This window comes from Singulisphaera sp. GP187, assembly GCF_900129635.1.
GTDB lineage: Bacteria > Planctomycetota > Planctomycetia > Isosphaerales > Isosphaeraceae > Singulisphaera.
The window spans coordinates 3,314,807-3,339,524 of the sequence record NZ_FSRB01000001.1 but is presented as its reverse complement, the minus strand read 5'-3'; the positions used below and the strand labels follow the sequence as shown (position 1 = coordinate 3,339,524).

The 24,718-nt window shown below is 63.1% G+C and carries 19 protein-coding genes and 1 pseudogene; 9 read left to right on the top strand and 11 right to left on the bottom strand.

Annotated features, from left to right (window positions below; translation table 11 throughout):
- Positions 1-25: 25 nt before the first annotated feature.
- The 4 genes and pseudogenes from BUS42_RS13065 to BUS42_RS13050 all read left to right on the top strand — a co-directional run.
- Positions 26-363 (top strand): annotated as a pseudogene (locus BUS42_RS13065) (recombinase family protein); the annotation flags it as partial.
- A gap of 99 nt (positions 364-462) precedes the next feature.
- Positions 463-1,248 (top strand): DUF1559 family PulG-like putative transporter, encoded by a 786-nt coding sequence (locus BUS42_RS13060; RefSeq protein WP_074307290.1) that lies wholly within the window; start codon positions 463-465, stop codon positions 1,246-1,248.
- 142 nt (positions 1,249-1,390) lie between these two features.
- Positions 1,391-1,651 carry a hypothetical protein gene (locus BUS42_RS13055; RefSeq protein ID WP_074307289.1) on the top strand — a complete coding sequence of 87 codons (261 nt, stop codon included), beginning with the start codon at positions 1,391-1,393 and terminating at the stop codon, positions 1,649-1,651.
- 185 nt (positions 1,652-1,836) lie between these two features.
- The gene (locus BUS42_RS13050; RefSeq protein ID WP_074307288.1) at positions 1,837-2,490 is read left to right on the top strand and encodes a hypothetical protein; all 654 of its coding nucleotides are present in this window, start codon (positions 1,837-1,839) and stop codon (positions 2,488-2,490) included.
- Positions 2,491-2,602: 112 nt separating this feature from the next.
- On the opposite strand, the gene BUS42_RS13045 is transcribed toward BUS42_RS13050, so the two are convergent.
- The 5 genes from BUS42_RS13045 to BUS42_RS13025 form a co-directional block, all read right to left on the bottom strand.
- Positions 2,603-3,109 (bottom strand): hypothetical protein, encoded by a 507-nt coding sequence (locus BUS42_RS13045; RefSeq protein WP_074307287.1) that lies wholly within the window; start codon positions 3,107-3,109, stop codon positions 2,603-2,605.
- Entirely contained in the window at positions 3,106-4,038 is a 933-nt protein-coding gene (locus tag BUS42_RS13040) for a DUF58 domain-containing protein (protein WP_074307286.1), read from the bottom strand. Before BUS42_RS13040 ends, BUS42_RS13045 begins: the two co-directional genes overlap by 4 nt.
- Positions 4,039-4,072: 34 nt before the next feature.
- Positions 4,073-6,271, bottom strand: a complete 2,199-nt coding sequence (locus BUS42_RS13035) for an alpha-amylase/4-alpha-glucanotransferase domain-containing protein (protein ID WP_074307285.1) — start codon at positions 6,269-6,271, stop codon at positions 4,073-4,075.
- A gap of 160 nt (positions 6,272-6,431) precedes the next feature.
- Positions 6,432-7,478 carry a galactose-1-phosphate uridylyltransferase gene (gene galT / locus BUS42_RS13030; RefSeq protein WP_074307284.1) on the bottom strand — a complete coding sequence of 349 codons (1,047 nt, stop codon included), beginning with the start codon at positions 7,476-7,478 and terminating at the stop codon, positions 6,432-6,434.
- 238 nt (positions 7,479-7,716) lie between these two features.
- A complete protein-coding gene (locus BUS42_RS13025) occupies positions 7,717-9,906 on the bottom strand; it encodes a glycoside hydrolase family 57 protein (RefSeq protein ID WP_074307283.1) in 2,190 nt (729 codons plus the stop codon).
- A gap of 940 nt (positions 9,907-10,846) precedes the next feature.
- On the opposite strand from BUS42_RS13025, the gene BUS42_RS13020 reads away from it, so the two are divergent.
- Complete coding sequence (locus BUS42_RS13020) at positions 10,847-12,025, top strand: acyltransferase family protein (protein WP_254053478.1); 1,179 nt, start codon at positions 10,847-10,849, stop codon at positions 12,023-12,025.
- Positions 12,026-12,155: 130 nt separating this feature from the next.
- Here the strand turns inward: BUS42_RS13020 and BUS42_RS13015 are convergent, their stop codons facing one another.
- The 6 genes from BUS42_RS13015 to BUS42_RS12990 form a co-directional block, all read right to left on the bottom strand.
- Positions 12,156-12,878 (bottom strand): Rad52/Rad22 family DNA repair protein, encoded by a 723-nt coding sequence (locus BUS42_RS13015; protein ID WP_254053477.1) that lies wholly within the window; start codon positions 12,876-12,878, stop codon positions 12,156-12,158.
- 187 nt (positions 12,879-13,065) lie between these two features.
- Positions 13,066-13,344, bottom strand: a complete 279-nt coding sequence (locus BUS42_RS13010) for a hypothetical protein (RefSeq protein WP_074307281.1) — start codon at positions 13,342-13,344, stop codon at positions 13,066-13,068.
- Entirely contained in the window at positions 13,307-14,170 is an 864-nt protein-coding gene (locus tag BUS42_RS13005) for a hypothetical protein (protein ID WP_074307280.1), read from the bottom strand. Before BUS42_RS13005 ends, BUS42_RS13010 begins: the two co-directional genes overlap by 38 nt.
- Before the next feature lie 304 nt (positions 14,171-14,474).
- On the bottom strand, positions 14,475-16,187 hold the full coding sequence (gene lnt, locus BUS42_RS13000) for an apolipoprotein N-acyltransferase (RefSeq protein WP_074307279.1): 1,713 nt from the start codon (positions 16,185-16,187) through the stop codon (positions 14,475-14,477).
- A 247-nt stretch (positions 16,188-16,434) separates the two neighbouring features.
- Positions 16,435-17,679, bottom strand: coding sequence for a molybdopterin molybdotransferase MoeA (gene glp, locus BUS42_RS12995; protein WP_074307278.1), 1,245 nt, complete (start codon positions 17,677-17,679; stop codon positions 16,435-16,437).
- 54 nt (positions 17,680-17,733) lie between these two features.
- Positions 17,734-18,303 carry an anthranilate synthase component II gene (locus tag BUS42_RS12990; RefSeq protein ID WP_074307277.1) on the bottom strand — a complete coding sequence of 190 codons (570 nt, stop codon included), beginning with the start codon at positions 18,301-18,303 and terminating at the stop codon, positions 17,734-17,736.
- 267 nt (positions 18,304-18,570) lie between these two features.
- Here BUS42_RS12990 and BUS42_RS12985 point away from each other — a divergent pair, with 267 nt between their 5' ends.
- From BUS42_RS12985 to BUS42_RS12965, 4 genes are all read left to right on the top strand, one after another.
- Positions 18,571-19,032 carry a hypothetical protein gene (locus BUS42_RS12985; protein ID WP_074307276.1) on the top strand — a complete coding sequence of 154 codons (462 nt, stop codon included), beginning with the start codon at positions 18,571-18,573 and terminating at the stop codon, positions 19,030-19,032.
- A 514-nt stretch (positions 19,033-19,546) separates the two neighbouring features.
- Positions 19,547-20,488 (top strand): ABC transporter ATP-binding protein, encoded by a 942-nt coding sequence (locus BUS42_RS12975; RefSeq protein ID WP_074307274.1) that lies wholly within the window; start codon positions 19,547-19,549, stop codon positions 20,486-20,488.
- 271 nt (positions 20,489-20,759) lie between these two features.
- Positions 20,760-23,204: a hypothetical protein gene (locus tag BUS42_RS12970; protein WP_074307273.1), complete on the top strand. Its 2,445-nt coding sequence runs from the start codon at positions 20,760-20,762 to the stop codon at positions 23,202-23,204.
- Complete coding sequence (locus tag BUS42_RS12965; RefSeq protein WP_074307272.1) at positions 23,201-24,661, top strand: hypothetical protein; 1,461 nt, start codon at positions 23,201-23,203, stop codon at positions 24,659-24,661. Before BUS42_RS12970 ends, BUS42_RS12965 begins: the two co-directional genes overlap by 4 nt.
- The last annotated feature ends 57 nt before the right edge of the window (positions 24,662-24,718 follow it).

The window sequence follows — 24,718 nt, the reverse complement described above, 5'->3', positions numbered from 1 at the left end:
ATGCTTGGTAGCTGTTCACGACCCGACCGGGCACGGTGCGACGATTGACACGACGATGGCGGGCGGGAAGCTGGTTTCGGGTTCTTCGCGGCATTGGCGGAGTTTGAGCGTGAGCTGATCGTGGAGCGGACGCGCGCGGGGATGGCGGCGGCGCGAGCCCGTGGCAGGAACGGCGGCTGCCCTTACCAGATGACGGCGGCGAAGCTGCGGCTGGCGGTGGCGTCGATGGGAAAGCCGGAGACGAAGGTGGGTGAGCTGTGTGCGGAGTTGGGGATCACCCGGCAGACACTTTATCGCCACGTCAGCCCGGACGGGACGATCCGGCAGGATGGCCGCAAGCTGCTACAGACCAAACGGACATGATCCCGGAATGAAGAGCCGCACGGATCAGACACACAAACAGCCGCGACGCATCCGGTCGATGCGGTGCGATGAGCCGACCCACTCTTCGGGGATCCCACCATGCGACTGCCCCGGTTGACAAGTCGTCAAGTGATGACCTACGGGTCTGTCGCTGTTTGCCTGCTGGGCCTCATGACCTGGCTAATCGGGGCCATCGGCCGTGCGAGGGAGGGAGCCCGTTCCGCCCAATGCGTCGGCAATCTCCAACAACTCGGCCTTGCCCTGCTCAACTACGAATCGGCCTACGGTTCCCTGCCGCCCGCCTACGTCGCCGATGCCCGCGGCAAGCCTTTGTATAGCTGGCGCGTGATCTTGATGGCCTATCTGGAGAGAGAGGATGGGTGGAACGATCGCCAGCTCACGACGAAGTTCCGGTTCGACGAAGCCTGGGATAGCCCGAGCAATCGCAAGCTCCACGCCATGCGGCCGCCGAACTTCTTCTGCCCGAGCCATCTGGAGAGCGCGGAGAGAGGATTCACGAGCTTCGTCGCCGTGGTCGGATCGAGGACCCTCTTTCCCGCTCATGGCGAGGTGAGACATCTGGCCGAGGTCCGCGATGATCCGAAGACGACCTTGATGCTCGTGGAGTCCGAGAACTCCTCGATCCACTGGATGGAGCCGCGGGACCTGGCCTGGGATCGGATGAGCTTTCAGGTCAATGATCGATCCAAGCCGAGTATTTCGAGTGAGCATCGAATCGGATCATACCCCGGGCCGCACGTCCTCACGGCGGATGATGGCATCGCGACTCTGTCGGACGAGATGCCTCCGGCTTACATCAAGGCACTGCTCATGATCGACGACGGCGCGAAGGCCACCCTTCGGCAAGGCCCTTGGCGGAAGTAAGTCTCTACCGCGAAGCGGTTTAGTCCAATGCCACTTATTTCCCGCTAACCCCGCGGTAGTGTACGAGCGGATAACTCAGGGTTGGTGTTGGACAAAATGTCAGGGGCGATCCGAGGATATCGGCCGTCGAGGAGCGAAGACCATGAAACGGGTTCGGCTGAGCACGCTCCTGCTTCTGGTGATCATCGTCGCCCTGATCATGACCTTGGCGATGCAAGGCCGCAGGGCCGGGCAACGCGAGGCAGAACTGGACGCGAAAATCAAGAAATTGGAAGATTATCATGATATGCTCGGATGGCATGAGGCGAACGAAGACAGGATTCGTCAGCATCGACCCATTCAAGGCGTTGAGGGACATCCGGCCATCGAGCCGATGGAAATCATCGAGAGGGGGAAGCGATAGGAAATCCCCCGGTGTCAGTTCAGGTTTCGGACCAGAGAAATCTGAACTGAATCGGGTTTCTTCCCGGCGTAACGAGGAGTCACGGATCTGCCGCTGGCACAAGGCCACCGGGGAGTTTCCCTCGCGGCGGCCGAGGCTGAATTCGAGTTAGGCCCCCGGGTCGGGTTGGGCGGGAGGTATCGACGATGCTCACCGAGCAAGAAGTACGCGAGATGTCAGCACGCTGTAAGTGGACGGTCCTGCTCGCGATGGCTTGCGCGATCGGGGCGGTGTTTCTCTACCTCGTCGGTGTGGGTTACTTCCGCGAGTCTCTGACCTCGTTGGCCGAGAACTTGTTCGGTGATACGGCCCGCGACCTCACTCCGATCTCCTTGATCCTCCCCGCGTTCGCCATCTTCCTCCTCCCGAGTTGCCTCGCGGCCCAATACGCCGGTCGCTTCAAGACGGCGTGTCCATCGTGCAATCAGGATATCTCGTGCCGGTCCGACCGAGTGATCGCTACGCGGTGCTGCCCCGCGTGCGGCGAGCGAATCCTCGAGGGCGGGCGGACTCACTCCGCTGCCGTCTACAATCGCTATCTGACACTTCGGTCGCGTCATTTTCTCAAGTATTGGTTCTGGGCTTGGCCCGCTTTCGGCGGATTGGTCATGATGTGGCAGTTGTTCAACCGGTCGGCGTTCCAGCAATGTCCGCATTGTTTGTGGACCGCTCCATTGATTGGCACGGCCGCGGCCGGATGGGCGTGGCTCCGCACCTTGGAACGTCGTTACATCCCGCAATTGCTGGCATCAGTCGTTCTCCTCGGTCTCGGAGTTGCCTCGTTTTGGCGGGATTTTTAGACGATGACGGCCTCCAAGGTCCCACTGCGGGAACGGTGAAAAACAGTTGCAGTAGAATTAAGATCCCCATCGGCGATTTAAATTGCCGTTATTTTTTGTTGTTTGACAGGTCTTACGAGGCGGGCACATTAGTTGTCGGGGTAAAGTTTGCGATAATGTCGATCAGTTCTCGGAGCTCGGAGTCAGCCAGGGGCGAGGCGGGAAGTTCGAGCGCGTCGGCGAACTTGGTCCGATCGGCGTCGGCCAGGAAGGTGAGAAGTTGCGCTGCGTGCTCGGGACCGATCGCATTGATCAAGCTGGGATCGTTGGCGAGCTCCTCGGTGGTCTTGGCCAGCCAGGAGGCGCCGAAGGTTTCCGCCATCGATTCGCGGATCGAGCGCGACCAGGCGATCATTCGCTCCCGCGGTGAGTCGGCACCCTCCACCGGGACGATGGGGGGTGGGTTCGTGGCCGGTGTCGCACGCTTTCGGCGCCGGCGTCTCCTGACAAGGAATGCCGAGACGAGGAAAGCGAACGCCAACACCACCGCGATTTCGAACCAAGGCGGCGATTCGGCCAGGGGATCGGGTCCGAGGTTGGGGCGAGGGGGGGTGTAGACGGTCTTGGCTTCGGGGTTCACGACTCGCCCCGCCGGTTTGCCCGGCCCGTGAAGAACTGAATCAAGGGGCCGATGGGGTCGTCGGTGGTGGAGATCTCGTAGCCGGTCAGGCCGGCTGCCGAGCACCAACGACGGTGATCGGCCCGGCGCTTTTCGGCGGCCTCGGCGTAGGCGGCGCGAACGCGGGCCGAGCTTGTGTCGATGATCCGCCGGGTGCCGAGCTCGGCGTCTTCGAGAGCGACCAGGCCGGCGCTCGGCAGCGTCTCCTCGCGCGGATCGACCAACCGCAGCGCGACTACTTCGTGCCGTCGCGAGGCCTGCCGCCAGATGCCGACCGGCTCCGGGGTGAGGAAGTCGCTGAGAACGACGATGAACGCCCGCCGCGCTGACCGACGGAGCCGCGAGAGGCCGACCGCGAGGGAGGTCCGCCGCGAGCTGGCCGGGGTCGCGACCAGAGCGCGGACCACGCGGGCGAGGTGTCGGGTGCCGCCACCGGGAGGGAGCTCCGCCTCGATGCGGTCGCTCACCAGGGCCAGGCCCACCCGATCGCCGTTCTGGATGGCCGCGGTTGCCAGCAGGGCGGCGGCCTGCGACGCTCGGTCGGCCTTGGTTTTTCCGTCGGGACCGAACCGGAGGCTGGCCGAAACATCGACGAGGAGCCAGAGAACCAGCGATCGCTCTTCAACGAACCGCCGGACGTAGGGCCGCCCTTGCCGCGCGGTGACGTTCCAGTCGAGATGACGGACATCGTCGCCCGGCTCGTACGCTCGCAACTCGGCGAACGTGAGCCCGATCCCCGGCCGCGCTCCGTGATAGGCCCCGGAGAGCATCGAGACCGCGCCCGGGCGGACCCGAAACCGCAGCCGACGCGATTGCCGAACGATCGCCGCCGCGTCCAGTGACGACGATCGGGACGGTTCCGGTTTCTTGGTGCCAAAGGGCCAGATCATGGCTCGTCGAGTCGCGTCAAGGACAGGGACATGGTCATGGGGTCACGGTCACTCGGGAACGAACGACCTCGGGAACGAGCGACGCCTTGCCGTTCGCTTGGGCTTCGTCGAACGTCCAGCGGATCCGGACCTCCCAGCGTCGCGACTCGTCGCCCCGCACGAACCAGTGAGGGATCACCGCCGAACTCTGGTAGACCCCTTCGAAACCCCCCTCACTCTGGCTGACCGTCTCGATCGGGAAGCACCAGAGGCCTGCCGGGTTCGACCACTGGAGCTGAACCGAGAGGTCGAGCCATTCGTCCACCAACTCCAGCGCGTCGGTTCGGGCCAGGTCGAGCCGCGTGTCGAGCATCCCGAGCCGGCCGCCCGCCCCGTCGCGGAAGTAGCGGTCACCGGCGCGGCCGGCCATCGCCGCGAAGTTCATCTCGACGGCGAAGTGGAGTGTGGTGTCGAGCGGAAGCTCCTCCAGGACGTAGTGAACCTCAAGGCTCGAGGAGTCTGCGCTCAGCTCGATCGTCTTGCGGATCTGGATCCGGTGCCCCTCCGCCCAGCCGGGACGGTCCATGATCAGGGCGACACGATCGGCGGTCCGTTGGACGCGGGAGTGGTAAGCACCCACGAGGAAGTCCCCTTGCTCGACGTCCTGGCATTCCACCAGTTCCTGGAGCGTGACGTCCTTCGCGTAGAAATGATCGACGAGGCCCTTGCGAGGATGCCGGTCGTAGACCAAGAGCCGGTCGAGTCCCTCCTGCTTCATCACGAGCCGGTCACTGATGATCGCCGGCCCGTCGTAATGGCCGGTGCCGGACTGCGCGGCGGCGGCAATCACCCCGTGGTAGGCCTCGGGGCGGCGGTCGAGCGTGGCCAGCAAGTTGGTCAGCACGCGCCGGTCGTCGAGCTCGTAGATGTGTCCCCCCGTCGCGGGGCGGACGTAGGCGACGAGCCGGTCGTTCTCGAGGCGAACCTCCTGCCGAGCGTCGAGGTTGAAGTCGGCCACATCGAGCGAAACGCGCGGGCCTGCCTTGCCCTCGGCGTCATCCAAGGCGTTGTGAGACGCGATCAGGCTACGATAGATCGCGTTCCGGAGGTGGGGGAGGTAGAGCCCGCCGAACGCGCCGTGCCAGTACGGGCAGTTGCACTGGCCTCGGTAGAGCTCTTGCCGCGCCACGTCGAGATAGTCGGGATCGACGGCCGGGTTCGCCTCGGCGAGGGCGAGCCGGCGCGACAGCTCGAGCATCCGGGCGTACATCTCGTCGCTCTCGGAATAACGCGCTTTGAAGTTTCGCCAGTTACCCCCCGCGCGGAGGAACGGCTTGAGCCGTTCGGTGCCCGGATCGTTCGCGGTCTGGCGGATCGACTCCTGGTAGGCGGTCAACCGGGACGCGGGCAGGGCCCACTCGGTCATCTCGCGGTAGGAGCTGTCGGGCAAGTAGATTTTGCCCAAGGGGAGCGTCTCGTCGACGGCCCGCGCCAGGGTTGTCGGCTCGATCCAATCGCGGTTGCCGGCGATCATGTCGCAGAACCGGCGGAGCCAGCCGCGGGTGTAGACGTGGTCATGGGTGTCAGGCCAGGAGCCGAACTTTTCGCCGTCATCGGCGAAGACGACGGTCGAGCCGGGGTGATGGTCGGCCAGATGCCGGAGGAATTCGTAGGTGGCGTGCGGCTCCTGGAACGGGATCGTGTAGCGGAGCCGCTCCGCGCCTGGAAAGACCTTGAGGAGCCGGCCTTCGTCTTCCGTGAGGTAATAGCCGAAGAGTTCTGACTCGCTCAGCCCGGCGCGCTGGAAGTGGAAGTCGTCGAGAATCGTGTACTCGATGCCCGCCTCGGCCAGGGCGAGGACGAGGTGCTGTTCCCAGACGCGCTCCGGCATCCAGATGCCGCGAATGGTGGCGCCGAGGAGGTCGTTCAGGTAGCTCGAATAGGCGCGGATCTGCCCCACCCGGTCGCGGTGGGGGATCATGGTCATGATCGGTTCGTAGAAGCCGCCGCCGAGGATCTCGACCCGACCGGTTTCCACCAACGCGCGAACCCGGGCGATGTACTCGGGCTTGCGCTCGGCCAGCCACTCCAGGAGCGGCCCCGAGGTATGCAACGCGAACGGGATTTCGGGGTAGCCTTCCAGAACGTCCAGGAACGGCAGGTAGCTATCGCGGTAGGCTCCCTCGAAGACGCCGTCGAAATTGCCCACGGGCTGGTGGTTGTGCAAGGCGAGGATCAGGCGGACAGCGGACATGGGAAGCCCTCTTGGCAGTCAGCGGCCGTGTGTGGCGAGCGATTCCATCCTCGCAGAAGCCTCCCCCGATCGCCAATCCCGATTGTCGGGACCGCCGATCGATTCCGGAGGCCGATTGGCGACAATTGAGAAGGGGGCCGGTTTGGCCCCTTTCGACCCCTCAAGCAAGGCCGGTCCCCAGATTCATCAGGGGCGTCGGCGTTTGGGGATACTCGGTCTCGCGCAGGAAGGCGGCTGCGTCTTCGGGGGGAACCGGGTTGATGTAGAAGCCCGATCCCCACTCGAACCCGGCGACCTTGGAGAGCCGGGGGATGATCTCGATGTGCCAGTGGTAATGAGGCAGTTCTTGGTGGTCGAACGGCGAGGTATGGATGATGTAGTTGTAGGCGGGGTTGTCCAACGCCAGCTCGAGCTTGCCGAGGACCTGCCGCAGCACGGTCGCGAGGTCGTCGACCCCTTGCTTCGGGATGTTCTCGAAGTGGCTCGAATGGGTCTTGGGGACGATCCAGGTCTCAAACGGGAAGCGGCTCGCGTACGGGCAAAAGGCGGTGAAGTGCGAGGTGTCGAGCACGATCCGCTTCTCGGTGGAGAGCTCTTGTTGGACCATGTCGCAGTAGATACAACGCCCACGGTAGTTGAAGAACTCGAGGGAGCCGGTCATCTCCTCCCAGACCGAGATCGGCACGATCGGGGTGACGATCAACTGGCTGTGAGTGTGCTCCAGGCTGGCGCCCGCGGCCGATCCCACGTTCTTAAAGAGCATGCCGTGGACCAGCCGCGAATCCTTTTTGAGGTCGACCAGCCGATCGCGGTAGACCCAAAGGATCTCGCGAACGTTCTCTTCGGGGAGCTCGGGGAGACTGATGTGGTGTTGAGGACTCTCGATGATGACCTCGTGGGCGCCGACGCCCGCCATCTTGTCGTAGATCCCCTCACCACGCTTGTTCAGGTTCCCCTCGATCTTCAACGCGGGGAACTTGTTGGGGACGACCCGGATCCGCCAACCGGGCCCATTGGGCCGGGTCCCACGTTCGCGATAGGCGACGATCTCGGGCGGTGTCTTGTCCTCGTTGCCTTCGCAGAACGGGCAGAAGCTCGCCTCGGCCTGCAACTGCGCCTCGCCACTGAAGTCGTGAGGTCGCTTTGCCCGCTCGTGCGCGATGATCACCCAGCGACCGACGATCGGATCCTTACGCAGTTCGGGCATTTTGAGCCTCCTCTCACTAGACGTTGAGCAATCCTGGGGAGCTTCGAGCGTGGGGGCGCTGGTGTCTTGTAGGGTGGGCACGGCCCACCAAGCCTTTTGACTTCTCGAAGGCGAAACCTGGTGGGCCGTGCCCACCCTACAAGAGTCAGCCCGGGTTTTCACGCATGCGATCCGAGGTTCATCCGGCAAGCCTTTGGATCTTGGCCGGGCTGGGCGAGGTTCGCCATCCGGTGGGACCTCAGACTTGCCACAAAATACGTTCGAAGTCGGGAGTCGGGACGGACAACTCGAAGATGCCCTCGCGTGGTGCTCGATCGAGGCTCGACTCGCCTTCGATCAACTCGACGTAGAACCGAATCGGGTCGTCGGCGCGAAGTCCGAGGCGACCGAACGGGACGGCCAACTCGAGGATCTTGCCGGTCGCGGCCTCCACGGTCGTTCCGTTGCTGGAGGGCTGGCCGGCGTGGTTGATCCGGGCCGTCGGCCTGGGGAGCGATGGATTCTCGACCACGATCTCCCACTCGGCCGGATCGACAAACCCGACGCGAAGCTGGCTCACCTCGGCCAGTCGCTCGCTGGCGGGGCCGCCATCGGTATCGACCCGGATCAGGAGCCGATCGGCGCTGAACCCGAACCAGATGGTGTGAAGCGGTCCGCGCGTGACGAGGGCCATCGTCCCCCGCTCATTGCCGCAAAGGTAGCGAGCGGCATTGATCCACTCGAAGTAGGACGAGCGGCCGTCGACCTTCACGTTGAGGAAGCTGGTGGGCTGATCGTGGATCGGCCGGTGGCTCACCGCCTGGGAGATCGGCGTGAACAGGCTGCCGGGAGGGTCTTGGGCCAGCAAGGTATAGACGTTCCGCAGGTGCTTGCGGAACAGGTGATCGAACAGGGCGTCGAGAGCGCTCGAGTGATCGTCGCCGTACCACCAGAACCAGTCGGAGCCTTCGGCGATGTAGATTTCGTCCCAGGCCCGCGCCAGGATCTCGGAGCCGTGTCGGCCGGTCTCGACCTCGCGGACGAGGAACTCCCGGGTGGCATGGAGGGCGTCCCAGGCGCGGTTGTCCTCGGGGTGGCCGATCCAGATCGCGAAGTTGTGGCTGATCCAGCTCCCCGAGAAGAGCCGAGGGAGCGAGTCGGCCGGAGGGTGGGCGCGGAGGAACTCGCCCACGGTCACCGGCTTGACCCGGGAGTCACGGGCCGCGCTCTGATAGAGCGAGCGGAGGAACGAGACGCCGCCGTCGGGGTAGTACTCCCAGCAGTTTTCGCCGTCGAGAATCACGGGGACGAGGGTGGCCGGATTCTGGCGGCAAGCGTCACCGATTGCGTGGAGCTTGCCGAGGAAGTCGCTGGCGGCGGCCGGGCCGGGACTACGTTGATAGTGGAATCCGACCTGGTCGGACATCGAGTGGTCGCGGAAGACGATGCCGAGCTCGCTCCCTTGCTCGGCCACCTTCCAGGCGCGGTAGAGGAGTTCGGGGTGGCGGACGTGGCCGCGGCTATCGCGGCCGACCTTGCCGTGGGTCGAGGCGCCGAGGATTTCTTCGTCGGTGGCGATCCACTCGATGCCGTGGCGTTCCAGCAGCGGAATCATCGCCTGACAGACCGACCCCTCGCTCGGCCACATCCCGCGGGGCCGCTCGCCGAAATGCTTCTGGTGGCTCTCGACGGCCCGTTTCACGTGAACCTCGGCGTCGTCGAGGTAGCCGTCGCGATAGCCGGGCAGGTTCACGTCGGGCATGGCCTCGCGGGCCAGCCGCTTGTCGAAGAGCAGGGGGATGATCGGGTGGTAAAAGGGGGTCGTGGTGAGCTCGACCTGACCGCGGTCGGCGAGCTTGCGGTGGAGTGGAATGATCTGTGCGAGGAGTTCACGCTGTTTGTCCAGCAGCCACTGCTTGTCGTCCTCGGTGTAGCGTCTGCCCTTGGCCTTGAACTCGGCGAGCTCGGGGTCTTTCTCGAACAGGATCGGGTGCATCCAGCTCAGGTTCGACCAGACTTGCAGGTCGCGGAGGTCGCGTTCGCGGAACCGGGGGAGCGCCTGCTCGGCGGAATCGACCCCGAGTCCGCGCTGGTGGTAGAGTTCGTTGTAGCGCGGGTGCGGGCGGATCATGGCGTCGGCATGAGCCATGAAGAAGTTGTCGAGCAGGTAGAGCGCATCGTCATGGTCCATCCCGTCGGCCGGAAGCCGCGAGACGCGAAGGTGCTTGTCGGTCGCGCCCTGCACGTAGGCTTCAACCTGCACGAGTAAGCTCGGGACCAGATTGATCGTGCAGCGAAACTCGGGCACTTCCTCAAGGTGAAGCGCCATGCCCAGATAGTCTTTCGTGCCGTGGAGTCGGACCCAGGGCATCGGGTTTTCACCGGCGACGTCGTCAGGATAGTAAGGCTGGTGTTGGTGCCACATCAGGGCCAGGGAGACGGTAGGCATGACGCGTCCTTAAATTACTTCTGACTGAGGTCGAACGACGAAAACCCGATCAGGCCGGCGCGATCCTCCGACCTCTGCCGGGGTTCATCGCTCGGGATCGAGCTTCCTCCCTGGGCGTCTCAGCATTCTCGTTGGAAATTCTCATTGTCATGCGTCGTTGAAAATGAGCCACGGCATCGCGAACAAATCGGGTGGTTCGGGCGACAATGCGACAGGCGATCGAATGGTCCGGATTCGACCCCAACCTTGAGGGTTTCGGCCGGAGTCCTCGGAGCGGATCGAGAGCCGAACCTTGCCTTGGCTCACCCAAGGGATCGAGGGGAAATGGGCATCAAGGACCGATTCACTTCGTTGAAGCTTGACCCGTCTTAATCAGGCCGTCGATCCAATCCAGGTCGCCGTGACTCCGTTCTCCCCGGGTCGACCGTTCCGGCATCGTCACTCCATTGGTCATCGGCCACTTCGACCGTTAGAACCCAATCTTTTTGACGGACGAGCCTGTCATCATACTCCAGACAAAGAAATTTTGGAGTGTTCGGGGCATGATGTCAAATGGAGGGGGGGGAGGCCTCGGCAGACTTCGCCCCTTGATAAGAATGCCGGTCCGCTCGGTCGATGCCCAAACGGGGGGATCGCCTTGAGTACGAGCCCGAGTCCGACTGGCCCAACCGACGAAATTGAGCCGGTGCCTTTTTCGAATCAGGCGGGCGTTTGCCGCCAATTCCAACCGGCGCGGCGCCACGACCAGAACAAAAATCACGCTCTGACGTAAGTCGCAACCTGTTCGTGGTTTGCGGTGACTTAGTGAACGTGTGAACGGGCGTTGGTGTTGGCAGAATGTGGAAGGAGCGAAAGAAGGGGCGTCCGGCAGATCGAGTTCATTCCATGAATGTGTTCACATTACCCACACACTACGACTGTCATCGTCACATTTTTTTACTTGAATGTCGCCGAAGCTCTTAGTAGGGTTAAGCCACTTCAACTCGGCAGGGACGCACCAAGAGAGTGGTACGGAGGCCCCCCTATGCGCAGAATCACGGAGCTAGACGCGATTCGCGGGCTCGCGGCGATGTCGGTGATGATCTACCATCTGAAACCGCAGGCGTTCGCTCTCCATGGGGTCCGTGTCGACCTCTTCTTCATCCTATCCGGCTATCTCCTAACATCGATCATTCTTAAAAAAGGAGATGGGGTTGGCTTTCTGTTCACCTTCTCGGTGCGGCGTTGGCTACGAATTTGGCCGATTTATTATATTGCGGTCATCCTTTTGATCTTGGTGAATCCTTGGCTTCCCAAGTCGTTCCCGATGGATGGACTCCCTTACTACTTGACTTTTACGCAGAACATCACGCGATATTGGTCGGACGCGATTCCGGCATTCAGTTGGTATTTTGAACATACCTGGAGCCTCGCGCTTGAAGAGCAGTTTTTCTTCTTCTGGCCGATCATGGTGCTCCTCCTGGGCCGGCGTCGGCTCATCCCCGTATCCGTGGCGCTTGTTGTCATGTCCGTGATCATGCGAAGCGTTGGATTTCATTGGTGGCTGCTCCTGGCACGCTGCGATGGATTTGCGTTCGGGTCGATGTTGGCCGTGATCTTTATCGAGCGTGAGCAGGTGGAGCGGCATCGAGACAAGATCCAACTCGGCCTGAGCCTCACCTGTTTATTCGCAGTTGCCTGTGCGGCGACGACAACCGCCACCACGCTTGGAATGAATTTCGGTGAGATGTCGTTATTGCCCTCACTCATGATCCTCTCGTGGAACTTGCTTTACTTCAGTCTCATCGGGCTCGTCATCCTCAATACGGGCCATCCCAGCCTTCGTATTTTACGTGATAGTCGCCTGGGTTATCTCGGGAAGGTCAGTTACGGGATTTACCTGTTCCATTCATTCGTCTTCATTCTGATCTGGGCGCTCGCCCGGCATCTGAATTTGGGCGAACCACTTTGGCTGGATGTCGTTAAAGTGGGAGTGACCATCGCTGTCGCGTCGGTCTCCTGGCATTGGATCGAACAACCGATCGCGAATCTGAAAGAACGGTTCCGCTACGGTGGGCCGACCCCGAGACCGCTTGCTCAGTCCCTCAACGCTTCGCGGTTCAGTGGAATCAGGGCCTGACCGCGGCCGCGACTTGTCCCGCAACGAAAATACCCCGGCGGCCGCGGATGCGGCGACCGGGGTATTCGACCAGAGTCCACCCACTCGATCCCACTGGCAAGTGGGGCGAGTCCGAGAATCGACTCTTGGCTCAGTTGGCAAGGGCTTCTTCGTAGGCCTCGGACGACGTTGCGTGGATCGACTGGAGCTTCCGGCACGCCTCCCCATGGGCCAGCGTCACCTGTTCGGCGTCCCAGTCCACCATTCTGCCCGGAAATTCTTGCAGCTTCGCCCAACTGTTGAGGTACTTCAAAAGCCCGACCGAGTAGCGCTGTTCCTGGTCCTTCGTCCATGCGAAGAGCGCCTTGCCCGTGCGGGGTGGCCCGCCATTGCCGCCATGAGCGGTGGCAGTGGCCGTCGCTGACCGAGCCGGTGACGGCGCCGGCTGCGGTTGCGGCTCGGGGGCAGGAACGGCCTGCTCGATTCCGGGTGTCCGCTCTTGCACGAAGGCGGGAACGCCGTCACGGTACAGGTAACGGGCCACTCCGAACTTGACGGCGGCCCGCTTGAATCCGTCGGAGTAGCCCGACTTGTCGTCGTCGCCCGAGTCGGCCATTCCGGCGTAACCGCCGGCGTCCGACTTGGTCAAGGTCGACCCATCGGGCAGCCGGATGGTCAACTCGCACATGACGCTGTTTTCACCCGGCACGTAACGATCCCACCAGTTCTCGGGGCCGAGCACGGTGTCGAGTCGATTCATCACGGTTCGCGCCGTGATGTAGTGGAGCTGGCGGCCGCTCTGCGAGCGGAGCTTGAGTTCGTGGGAATCGAAGGGTGCGGCGAGGGCCGCAAATAAGTCGGGATGCTGAGTCATGGCTGACGCCCCCCGGAGGATCGGGCGGGCGCGATTTCAATCGCCCCGCCGCCCTCGACTGGTATCAAACACCGGGTGCAAGGACGACGCCTCGGGAGTCAAACACCGAAACGCCGTCGCCCGATCGATCCCGGTGACGCACGCGGGTTCGATCGGACAACGGCATTCTATTCGATCGCCGTTCAGTTTACAAGCGTACACTGAACGAATGTTCGGAATTTTCGGAGAGCGCGACCAGGGTGGTGTTTGCGGGCTGGGTGAACAGGGCCGCGGCCTTGGTCGTGAATTCGTAGCGTTGGAGGATCAGGACGAGCAGGAGGCATCCGAGGACCATGGCCCCGAGGGCGACGCCTAGCAGGGCAACGAAGATGTCGCTTCGCGGGGACTGGACAAAGACGCCAGGGCGACCGGCAGCTCGGGCTCCCCCGCTAGCTCCGCGGGCCGCTGCGGAACGTGGACGAGACAATGTCGCCCTCCTTTATCTTTTTGCCTTGGACGGTTCCCGGTGCGACCACCACGCCCACGGCACGGTCCGGGTCGACGGAAACGATGCGCACCTTGCCGAGATACTCAGACTTCGGCTTCAGCCTCCAGAGGAACAGCTCGTGGCCCACGACCAGGCCGTCGTCCGATCCGATCGTCAATTCGACCCGATTGCTCTGGTCGACCCGAGCGACCTCGCCGTGGACGGCGGGGGGGCTTTCCAGCCCCTTGACCTGGGTGATGTCGTCCGAAAGGCCATGTTGCCGCAGCAACGACGAGAACTTGGCCGAGGTCTCGCGGAGCACGTCGGCATTGTTCTTGGCGACGTCACGTTCGCGAGTGAGGATCCGGATCTGGTCGTTCAATTCCGCTTGCTTGAGCTTGAAGTCGTTGGCCTGCTTTTCGACCTCCAGCTTCTGTTCGCGAAGTCGTTGCGCTTCGTTGCGGCTATGCTCGGCCTCTTCGAGCGCGCTCTTGGCGTTGGTCTGGGCGGTGGCGACTTCGCCACGGGCCGCCGTGGCCTCGCCGCGAATCGTCTCGATGTCCGCCGTGAGCTGAGCAATCGTGTTGTCCAGCCGCTTGACCGCCTCTTTGTGCTCGGTTTGGGCCTTCGCAAAGTCGCCTTCAAGAGTCTTGACGGCCGTGGTTGCGTCCGAGTTTTTCTTCTGAAGTTCGGCAACCTGGGCCTTGGCCTTCGTGGTCGCTTCCTTCCAGTTCGTGGCGGTGGTGAAGACCACCGTCGAGATGCCGAGGAACATCAGCGAGAAGGCCATGATGACGATCACGAGGATCTTGCCGACGAACGTCATGGTCCCATCCTAAGCAGGTCTTGGAGAAGACGGTCGGCCGTGTACCCCTTGCGTCGTGCCGCCACGAGTCAAGCGCGGGGAAGGGGACAGAGACCGTGCGGGTCCGGGAAGTGGAGTCCGGCCAATAGGTGCAACCCGGATAGGTCGTACCATTGACATTTCTTTGTTTATTTTACAGGGCCGAGTCCGGGGCCGGCAAGAATCATTGCGGAACGATTCTTCTCTCCGCTCCCCGGTTTCGAACACGACTAAACTTACCCGATGAATCCGGGTCTGACAAGCAAGGAGGCTTGGTGAATTTGGGTTAGGCGGATCGGCGGGACCGGACCGTTTGCAAAAGCCAGGCCGGGATCAACCCGAGGGTGAGGGTGAGGCAGGCGATTCCGAGCCAGTCGCCCCACTCTGAGTAGAGGGCGACCCGGTCGTCGAGCGGCACGGTGACGGAGAGAACGTCCTCCGTGATCTTCGGCAACGCGGCGATCACCCGACCATTGCCGTCCACCAGCGCCGACACTCCGGTATTGACCGCACGCGCCAGCGGCACCCGGTTCTCGATCGCGCGAAACACGCTGATCGCGAGATGGATATCGTGTTCGGAGGATCCCCGGAACCAACCGTCGTTGGAAATGTTGAGCACGAAGTCGGGCTGCTTGGTTCCTTGCCCTTGGAAGAACCGGCGCACGAGGTGGGGGATGGTGTCTTCAAAGCAGATGGCCGTGGCAAACCGGAACCGGCCGAGTTCGAACCAGGCCGGCTTCGTACCGAATGAGAGGATCGGGATCGAGGCGTCTCGGTAGGGAGTCAAGACGGTCAGCCAGGGGAAGAGGTTGACGAGCGGGATATACTCGCCAAACGGGACGAGATGGATCTTGGCGTAGCGCTGAATCGCCTTGATTTTCGGCTCATACAGGATCGCCGCATTGAGCTTGGCAAAGCCGGACGCCTGGAAATCGTAGAGCGTGCTCCCCACGAGCATGGGGACCCGGATCTGATCGGTCCAGCTCTGGAGTCGGAATTCGGAATCGCGCTCCCAGTCGCTCCAGAACTCCCGGCCCCTCTTCGGGTCCAGCCCCCTCGCTTGGCGCTCAAAGCCCGAATCGCTGAGCTGGGAATCACGGACGACATAGGGTAAGGGGTAGGCGGTTTCGGGCCAGACGATGAGGTCAAGCCGTTTGTTCTCCCGGAGTGCTCGCTCCACCAGCGTCCGGTACGTCTCAAGAATTTGGTAGGGGTCGCCGGAAGTCTTCCGTGACTGCTCGAGGTTCGACTGGAGTAGGGCGAGCCTCGGGCCGTCCTGGAATCGGGCGGTCGCGATCCGAAACGTCCCGTATCCGGCCGTGGCTCCGAGTGCGCCCAGAACGATCAGGGCGCGAACGAGCTGAGGCCGGGCGAGCCGGTCGCCCCGCGGCGTCGACTCGAGGAGCGGCACCGTGCGGAGATCGACCAGCCAGGCGTTCACCAGGGCAATGAGCACGCTCACGCCCAGCGCCCCGGTCATGTCCGCGATCTGGATCAAGGGGAGCGCGCGGTGCTGGGTATGGGCCAGATAGTACCAAGGAAATCCGGTGAGGATGTGGGCGCGGACGAACTCGAGCCCCACCCAGATCAGCGGGGCCGCCACCATCAGCGGGATCCTGAGTCGGAGCACGGACAGTCGCGCCAGGAGCAGAAACCCAGGCCACCAGACCGAAAGTGCCAGCGCCATCACCATCCAGGCCAGCCAGGCGTCACTGTCCGTCAGTCGGACCCACTGGATCGAGAGGACCCAGAACAGCATTCCTCCGGTCCAGGCGCCGAAGTAGATTGAACGGCGCGACCGCTGACTTTTGATCAGCAGGAACAAGGGGACGAGCGCCCCCCAGGCCAGCCAACTCCAGTCGGTCGGTAAGAACGAAAACCAGAGGAGCATCGCCGAGAAGAATGCGAGCACGACGGGGTGGCGATCCGACGAGGACGACAGCGTCGACGAGTCGACGGTCTTCGGATTTGCCGCCGTGGGTGCTTCGGTCGTCGACATTGGATCGTTCCCCCCTAGAGCGAAGGCCGTGGAAGGCTCGCCGTTCCCTCTGGCCGGTTGGTTGCGGCTCGCCTTCGCCCTTCTGAGGACAGATTCGCTCGCCAGGCTTGGACATTACCGCCCGAGCCTGAGTTGGTTTGGTGGTCGACCACGGGCGAACTTTTGCTTTTGGTTTCGAAGGCGAAAGGGAACCGGGTTCACTCGCCTCGGCGGAGGATCGGGCGCAAGGCGATCGTGCCGGCGGATGCTAACCCAAGTGGAGGAACTCGACAACCTCGCCCGCCTGGTAGTGCCGATCGCCCGCCGCGAACACCGCGAAACCGTCGGCCTGGGCGACCGTCCTCAGGTCGGCCGAGCCAGCCCAATCGAGCGGTTCGATCGCCGCCTCGGCGGCCGCGGACTCCGCCGACAACCGAGCCGGAAAATAAGTGGGTCGATCGCTCGAGTGAACAAACGCTCGAGCCAGCCGTCGTCGGCTCATCAGCGGTAGGCTTTCCGCTCGCTGGGACGCAAGGGCCAGGAGCGCGGGGCGAACGAAGAGCAGAAATCCGACGATCCCGCTGACCGGGTTCCCAGGAAGGCCGAAGACGAGTGCTCCCGGGGCGTCGCCGCGCGGAGGTCCGACGCCGAACCAGAGTGGTTTGCCGGGTTTGACCCGGACCTTGTGGAACACACGAGTGACGCCGAGGCTCGCGAGCGCCTCGGGGACCAGGTCGCGGTTACCGGCCGAGACCCCTCCCGTGATCGTCAGGACATCGAAATTCAGTCCGCGCTCCAGCAGCGAGCGAAGGCCCGCCGGTTCATCAGGCGCGATGGGGAACGTGCGGACCTCGGCCCCCGTCGCCCCCGTCAGCGCCTGCAGCATCACCGCGTTGGAATTGCGGATCTGCCCCGGCCCCGGGACGACGTCCGGCTCGACCAGCTCGTCGCCCGTTGGCACGATCGCGACGCGAGGACGAGGGAACACGAGAACCTTCGCCCGGCCGACGGAGGCGAGCAGCCCGAGCTTAGGCGCATTGAGCGGCTCTCCCTTCCGGAGCACGACGTCGCCGGCCCGCATCTCCCGACCGCGTAGCAGGCGGTTCTGCCCGGGCCGGACGAGTCCGCCCTCAAGCAGGACATCGGCACCGTCCCGTCGCGTCTTCTCCACCATGATGACCGCGTCCGCGTCCGGGGGCAGAGGGGCCCCGGTCATGATCGCGGCCGCCTCGCCGGGGGCGAGCGCTCGGGTCGGAGTCCGGCCGGCGACGATTTCCTCGCCGACCGCGAGCCGGCACTCACCGGCGACCAGGTCACTCGCGCGCACCGCATAACCGTCGACCAGGGCCTTGTCGAACGGGGGAAGGTCGAGGTCGGCCGTCACGTCTTCGGCGAGCACGCACCCGAGCGCTTCGGCGAGCACGCAAGGCCGAGGTTTGAGGTGGGCGGCCCGTTCGCGGATCGCGTGGAGCGCTTCGTCGACGGTGAGCAGGCGATCGATTTCGGTCCCCATTTTGCGGGTCACTCGGCGAAGGTCAAGTCGGGGCGGAGCCAGGATCCCACGGATTCAACGGCTAATGAAGTTCCTGAGCAGTTGCGTTCCATCCTGGGTCAGGAAGCTCTCGGGATGGTACTGCACGCCTTCCATCGGGTACGTCTTGTGGCGGACCCCCATGATCTCCCCAGCATCGGTCCAGGCGACGACCTCGAGCGACTCGGGGACGGTGTCGGGCTGGATCAGCAGGCTGTGATAGCGCGTGGCCTGGAACGGGTTCGGCAGTCCCAGGTAGACGCCTTTGCCGTCGTGGTGGATCAGGGACGTCTTGCCGTGCATGATCCGTTCGGCCCGCACGACCTTGGCTCCGAGGGTGTGGCCGATGCATTGGTGGCCGAGGCAGACGCCGAGCAACGGGATCGTGGGCGCGAACCGTTCGACCACGGCGTTGGAGATCCCGGCTTCGAGGGGCGTGCAAGGACCGGGTGAGATGATGATATGGGTCGGCCGTTTCGCCTCGATCTCATCGAGCGTGATCTGGTCGTTGCGGACGACGAGCAGGTCCAGGCTGGGGTCGATCTCCCCCAGGCGCTGAACGAGGTTGTAGGTGAACGAGTCGTAGTTGTCGATCAGGACAATCATGCCGGATCCAACGAAGCGGCGGCGGCCGACGACCGGGAGGACGCCCTCACGGCACGACCGTCATCCTAGGATCGTAACGGGTTTCCGGCGGATTCGGAAGGGAAACCAGTGGGGAAAACCCGTCTCGAGGCCCGTGGCGCGTGTAGAGTTTCTACGGCTGAGCCTAGGGCGAGGGCGGGGCGATCGGCTGCGCGCCGCGATGCTCGGGTATTTTGACCGATCCGCGGGCATTGGGCTCGCCCCGGTCGGGCACGGAGGTGGAAGATCATGTCCACGATCGTCACGTTGACACTGGCCTTGGCGATGAGTTCGACCGGCGGACACTTCTCCGGCGGGGGGCGGATCCTGCCGCCGCAGCCAGGGTTGGGGGCGGGCTTCCCCAACGGCAACCCGGATGGCTACGGTTATATCGACTACGGGACTTATTTGCCTCTGGGGGCGGACCGAACCGCCGACTGGTATTTCCAGCGTCAGTTCGCGGTTCCTCCCAATCAGATGTTCCTGCCAACCTACTACAATGCCTATGTAACGCGTGGTCAGCGCTTTATCCCCTACTCGGGCTGTGGGGGATGCCACCCCTTGGGCGGTCCGCCGATCGCGTCGGCCAATACCCCGCTCCATCCCTACCAACTGACGATCGGGTCGGGTCCGCGCGTTCCGGTGCCGAGCTTCACCGGGCGGGTCGAAGCGCCTCCGGTCAACTCCGGCGGCACCGGCCTGACTCCCTGAGCCTCAACGACGAGCGCGCTCGAATCCCAAGGGGGGCTTACCCCACGGATGACCCGGTTCTCGGAACGGAATATCATTCGGCGTGCGTCTCGCCTCGAATGGCTCGGGAAAAGGCTCGTTCTGTCCGACCTGTCGCGTGAGGAAAACATCCGTAGCCCCTTCTTGCCAAACGACCTTCGAGTTCCTTACGATGGCGGCTCATGGTTTCGGCCCGGAATTTTTCGGGCTGAAACCTTCGCTTTTCGGGGGCGCGGGAGAAAGGCGAAAATTCTGAAAAAACGCCTGACCCTGTGAACCGTTTCGAATTGGACAGCGTAGCGTCCAATATGGCTGACCCATCCACGAAGGGGACAGCGCTTCGTGGTCTCGCGGTTTTTCGACTTATCAATTTGTTTTTTTGACGTTTACGACCGCGGACCGCATGGTCACCTTCGGCCGTCGATCGGTTTTGACTCGCCGGACTCGCTCTTCCTGATTCCTTTTTTCCTGTCTTTAATCACAAGGCGCCCGCGTGATGAGCCGTGATGTCATCATCGAGACACGGAATCTGACCAAGGTCTATCGCGACTTCTGGGGACGCCCCAAGGTTCAGGCGCTCAAGGCGCTCGACCTGCAAGTCCATCAGGGCGAGATCTTCGGTCTGCTTGGGCCCAACGGATCGGGCAAGACGACGACGATGAAGTTGCTCCTGGGTCTGCTCTTCCCCACCGAAGGGGAAGCGTTGATCTTCAACGAGCCGACGACGAACGTCGCCAAGAACGAACGGATCGGCTACCTCCCCGAGGAGTCGTATCTCTACAAGTTCTTGAACGCCGAGGAGACGCTTCACTTCTACGGGCGACTCTTCAAGATCTCGGCCGCCGAGCGGACCAAGCGGGTGGGCCGGCTGATTGACATGGTTGGCTTGAACTCCGCCAAGCATCGCCAACTCCGCGAGTACTCCAAGGGCATGCAGCGGCGGATCGGGCTCGCTCAGGCCCTGATCAACAACCCCGAACTGATCTTGCTCGACGAGCCGACCTCGGGCCTGGACCCGATCGGCACGGCGGAGATCAAGGAGTTGATCCGCGACCTGCGGGCTCAGGGGAAGACGATCGTTCTCTCGGGCCACTTGCTGGCCGACATGCAGGATATCTGCGACCGAATCGCGATCCTCCATCGCGGCGAGCTCAAAGAGCTGGGCAAGGTTGCCGACCTGTTGACGGTTCAGGACGTGACCCAGATCAAGACGAAGGATCTGCCCGAGGCGGCCCTGCACGAGATTCGCGACGTGATCGCACGCCACGGCGGCGAACTCCTGGCGGTGGATCATCCGACCACCACCCTCGAAGAGCTCTTCCTGCGCATTGTCCGTGAGAGCGACCTGCACCCGGGCCGGCGCCGCGTGGCCGAGCCGCCCACCCGGAGCGGTTCCTCCTCGCCCGACGAACTCGCCGGGTCGTCCTCCAAGCCCTGATCGCCATCCGTTCTCGATTCCCAACGGTTGGCGTCCGATTCCCTCGACCGGTACATGCGGCTCGACTCTTGCTCGACTTTTGGATCAACACTCGATCGAACCACTCAAGGGATCGAGCCGGCCGAAAAAATTAAGGGAAGACGCTCCAGCGCGGCTGGCGGCGTGACCCGTCACCGTTCGGCCGGCGACCCCTGATTCCATTCTTCGCAAGATACCTCATCCCCGGCTCGGCCTCGGATATTGCCCCGGCGCCCCAGGAGCTTTTCCAACGATGTCCCTGCTCTTATCACTTCCTGTGCTTTGGTCGCAGGTGCTCCTTCCGGGGGTTCCGGAGGGGTGGCGGGCGGTCATGCTCTGGCTGCTCCTCCTCGGCGAACCCGCCTTTACACAGCCCGGCCTGCTTGGCGGACTGATCACCTGGATCAAGATCATCAGCCTGTTCTGTCTGCTCGGCTGGGTGGTCTCCTGGGTCTCGATCGCGCTCAAGGAACGGACCGCCGCGCGCGGAAATTGGCTCGATATCGTCGCCGTGGTGGCCTTGATCGGCTGCGTGGCCGCGATGGTCTTCCATGTGATGCAGTCCACCGGACGGATCACCCAGGTTTACAAGGTCGGCCCGATTTCCGTCGTGACGCTGCTGGCGATCATTTGCGGGGTCGTGATCTTCCTCTGGGTTGAGACCACCCTTTGGAAGACGATCGGCAAGCTCGGACGCGGGGGGGATCTCGCGGTGCTCGCCGGTGTCCACGTCGCCCTGCTCCTGGGGCTGGGCGTGGGCCTGATCCTTCAGCGGGCGAGCCTGAGCATGCCGGCCATGGAGGGGCAGGCCACGGCGACCTGGCAAGAGGGGATCAGCTACGGCGCCCGCCTGAGCGCCACGTACATGGGCTATGTGGTCCTGCTTCGGGTGATCGCCATCGTTTTTCGTGAGGTCATCGCGGTTCGCTTTCGCCGGCTCTATTCGATCGCACTGATCACGGTCACCGAGTCGAACCGGAGGATGTGGGCGCCTTATGTCGTGATCACGGTCTTCCTGGTGGTCCTGGCGTTCACCCACTGGTTCCTCACGCCGCCACGGCCCGCCGAGATGGGGCGCCTGTTCGTCGGCACACTCTCGCTGCTCTGCTCGTTGCTGCTGACGGTGATGGTCACGCTCTTGACCCCGCTGAGCTTGCCGACCGACATCCAGCAGCAGACGATCTACACGGTCGTCTCCAAGCCGGTACGTCGGATCGAGCTGATCTGGGGCCGGATGATCGGATTCATGGCGATCGTCACGGTCCTCGTGCTCATCTTCGGCGGAATCAGCCTGCTCTATCTCAAACGAACGGTCGGTGGGACGATCGCGGCGACGGAAGCCCGCGCGGTCAAGGAAGCGAAGCGCAAGAATTTCGCTCAGGCGAACCACCTGAAGGAAGAGGCGAATCAGCTTCGCACCCGAATGTCGGCCCGCGAGCCGGTTTTGGGCTCGCTCACGTTCCTTGACTCGAAAGGGGCTCCTCACCTTCAGGGGATCGACGTCGGGCAGGAGCAAACCCGGCGAAGTCACATCGAAGGGGCCACCCCCGCCAGCGCGATCTGGCAGTACGGCGTGCTTCGCGACCCCTATGACGCCCAATTGGTCCTCGATCGCCGAATCCCGGTCGATCGCCTGCTCAAGTCCGACTCGATCGAGGCCTGGCTCGATCGCGGGGAGCTTTTGAAGACCCAGATCATCGTGGCCGAGCAGTCGCAGGCGTCGGGTAAACTGTCCCCCGCGGAGGCACAACGGCTCACCACGTCCTTGGCCCGCGATCGCGATGAGCTCAAGAACGTTGAGAGCGCCTACGCCAAGATGAAGGCCGAGGCCGACGACCTCCAGAACCGGGCTCGGACCGCCGAAAAGGCGGGGCAAGCCACCGAGGCCGAGTCGCTCCGGAAGCAGGCCTTGGATTTGCATTCGCTGCCGGTCCCGGTCGAGATGACGTTCAACGTCTACCGGACCACGAAGGGGCGGATTGGCGACCCGGTCCTGGCCGAAATGGTGGTCACGAACCCCCACTCGAGCCAGAAGCCGATCGTCAAAATCTTCCCGATCCGGGAATACTACACCAACGTTGAATACCTGCCGCCCGAGATCCTGGCGGGTTCGCGGGGCGATCTGCGGGTCGAGATCCGCTGCCTGAGCCCGACTCAATACCTGGGCATGGCCGAGAGTGACCTGTTCATCCGGGCCACTGCCGGGCAGTTTGGGCCCAACTATATGAAGGGTCTGTTCGGGATCTGGCTCCAGGCGATGGTCCTGACGGCGATCGGTGTGTTTGCCGGCACGTTCCTGAGCTGGCCGGTGGCGCTTCTGACGACGATCGCGTTCTTCGTGGCCGGCCAGGTCGCGTTCGCCTTCCTCGTCGACCTGAGCCGGCAGAGCCTGCTGGGTGGCGGGCCGTTTGAATCGCTGATCCGCCTGCTGACCCACGATAATCAAATGTCGGAGCTGGCCCCGACCCTGGCGGTGGTGACGGCCAAGACGTTCGACTCAATCGTCATGCCGGTCATGTCGCGTCTGGTCTACATCGTTCCCAACTTCGCCGCGCTCGACGTCAGCAACACCGTGGCCGACGGCTTCGAGGTCCGCTGGTCGCTGCTGGCGGCGAACCTGCTGCTGGCCCTGGCTTATGCCTTGCCCTTCTCCATCGCCGGATATTTCATCCTGAAGAACCGGGAGGTCGCCGCATGAGGTCCAACCTGAGTCGCAAGATTATTTACGGCCTGATCATCGTCGCCATCCTTGGCGCGATGATCCCGTACACCGACTGGCTCAAGGGAGTCAAGAAGAACAAGGACCTCGGCGAGGCGGCAATCGGCCAGGTCGATACCGGCAGCTTCATGCTCAAGCTTGCCTTGCTCGGCGGAGCGCGCGGCATCGCGGCCAACGTCCTCTGGACCCGTGCCGAGGAACTCAAGCGCGAGCACGACTGGGATCGGATGAAGGCGACGATCGACCTGATCACGAAGCTCCAGCCCCACTTCTTGTCGGTCTGGACCTTCCAAGGGTGGAACCTCGCCTACAACGTGTCGGTCGAGTGGGATGCTCCCGAAGACAAGTATGACTGGATCAAGAAGGGCATTCAGTTCCTTGAAGACGGCGTCAAGAAGAATAGCCGCTCGCCCGACCTGATCTGGGACACCGCCTGGACCTACTACCACAAGCTCGGCTTTGCCGACGAGAGCATCATTCTTCGCCGCCTCTTCCGCGACGATGACGATGAGGACTTCAAGAAGTACATCGACTACTCCGACCCGCAGCAGCCCTTGATCGTCGGCAACGACAACTTCAAGCTCGGCTTCGGCTGGTTCAGTCGCGCCGTCGCCCTGGTGGATGAGGGAGCGTCCCGACTCCAAGCAGGAACCCGCGACGTCGAACTCGTCGACCCGTCTCCCCAGCGCAAAGGTCGCCCCGGCGACCTCGCGTTCCGCTCGATGCCCGCCCACGCCCAGACGCGGTATGCCGCCGGCCTGGAGAAGGCGAGCATCCTGGACATCCCCGCCACCTTCGGCGAGGTCGCCAAGAACGAGTGGGCCAAGGCGCTCATCGAGTGGGAGAAGTTCGGCACTTATACGTTCATGACGCCGAATCAGACCAAGGATAAGACCGGCAAGCTGGTCGACGAACCGGTTCAGATCGACGATATCTTCCAGCCCAAGAAGTACGCCGAGATCTCCGAGAACGCGCGATACTGGACGAACCGCTGGGCCGACCAGATGAACTACCCTTACTGGAAAGACCGCTCGATGGCCGAAATGACCAACGAGGGCGTCCAGGCCCGCCAGCTCTTTTACGAGGGAACGATCGCTTACAAGAAAGGCGATCCCGAACTGGCGGCCAAGAAATTCCGCGAAGGTCTGGACGTCTGGGAGTTGCTCTTGAAAGAGCACCCCCAATACCAGAGCGACAAATTCAACGAGAAGGACACGGGCCTGATCGTCAAGCGCTACGTCCGGTCGCTCAAGCAGCTTGGCGAACCTGAGCCTGAAGTCTTCCCGTTTAAGGCACTCCTCCAGGCCGCCGAGCAGGATACGTCGGTCGATCCGTTCGACGCCAACGAAATGCTTGGCCCAGCCTCCGATGGCTCGAAGGAGAGCCGAACGGGCGGAGCGACCGCCGCCCCCGCCTCCGCCCCCTCGCCGAAGTGAAGCCTCGGCGCTCCCCTCGTCCTTGCTCCCGCAATCGGGAGCAAGGATTCGTGGGAG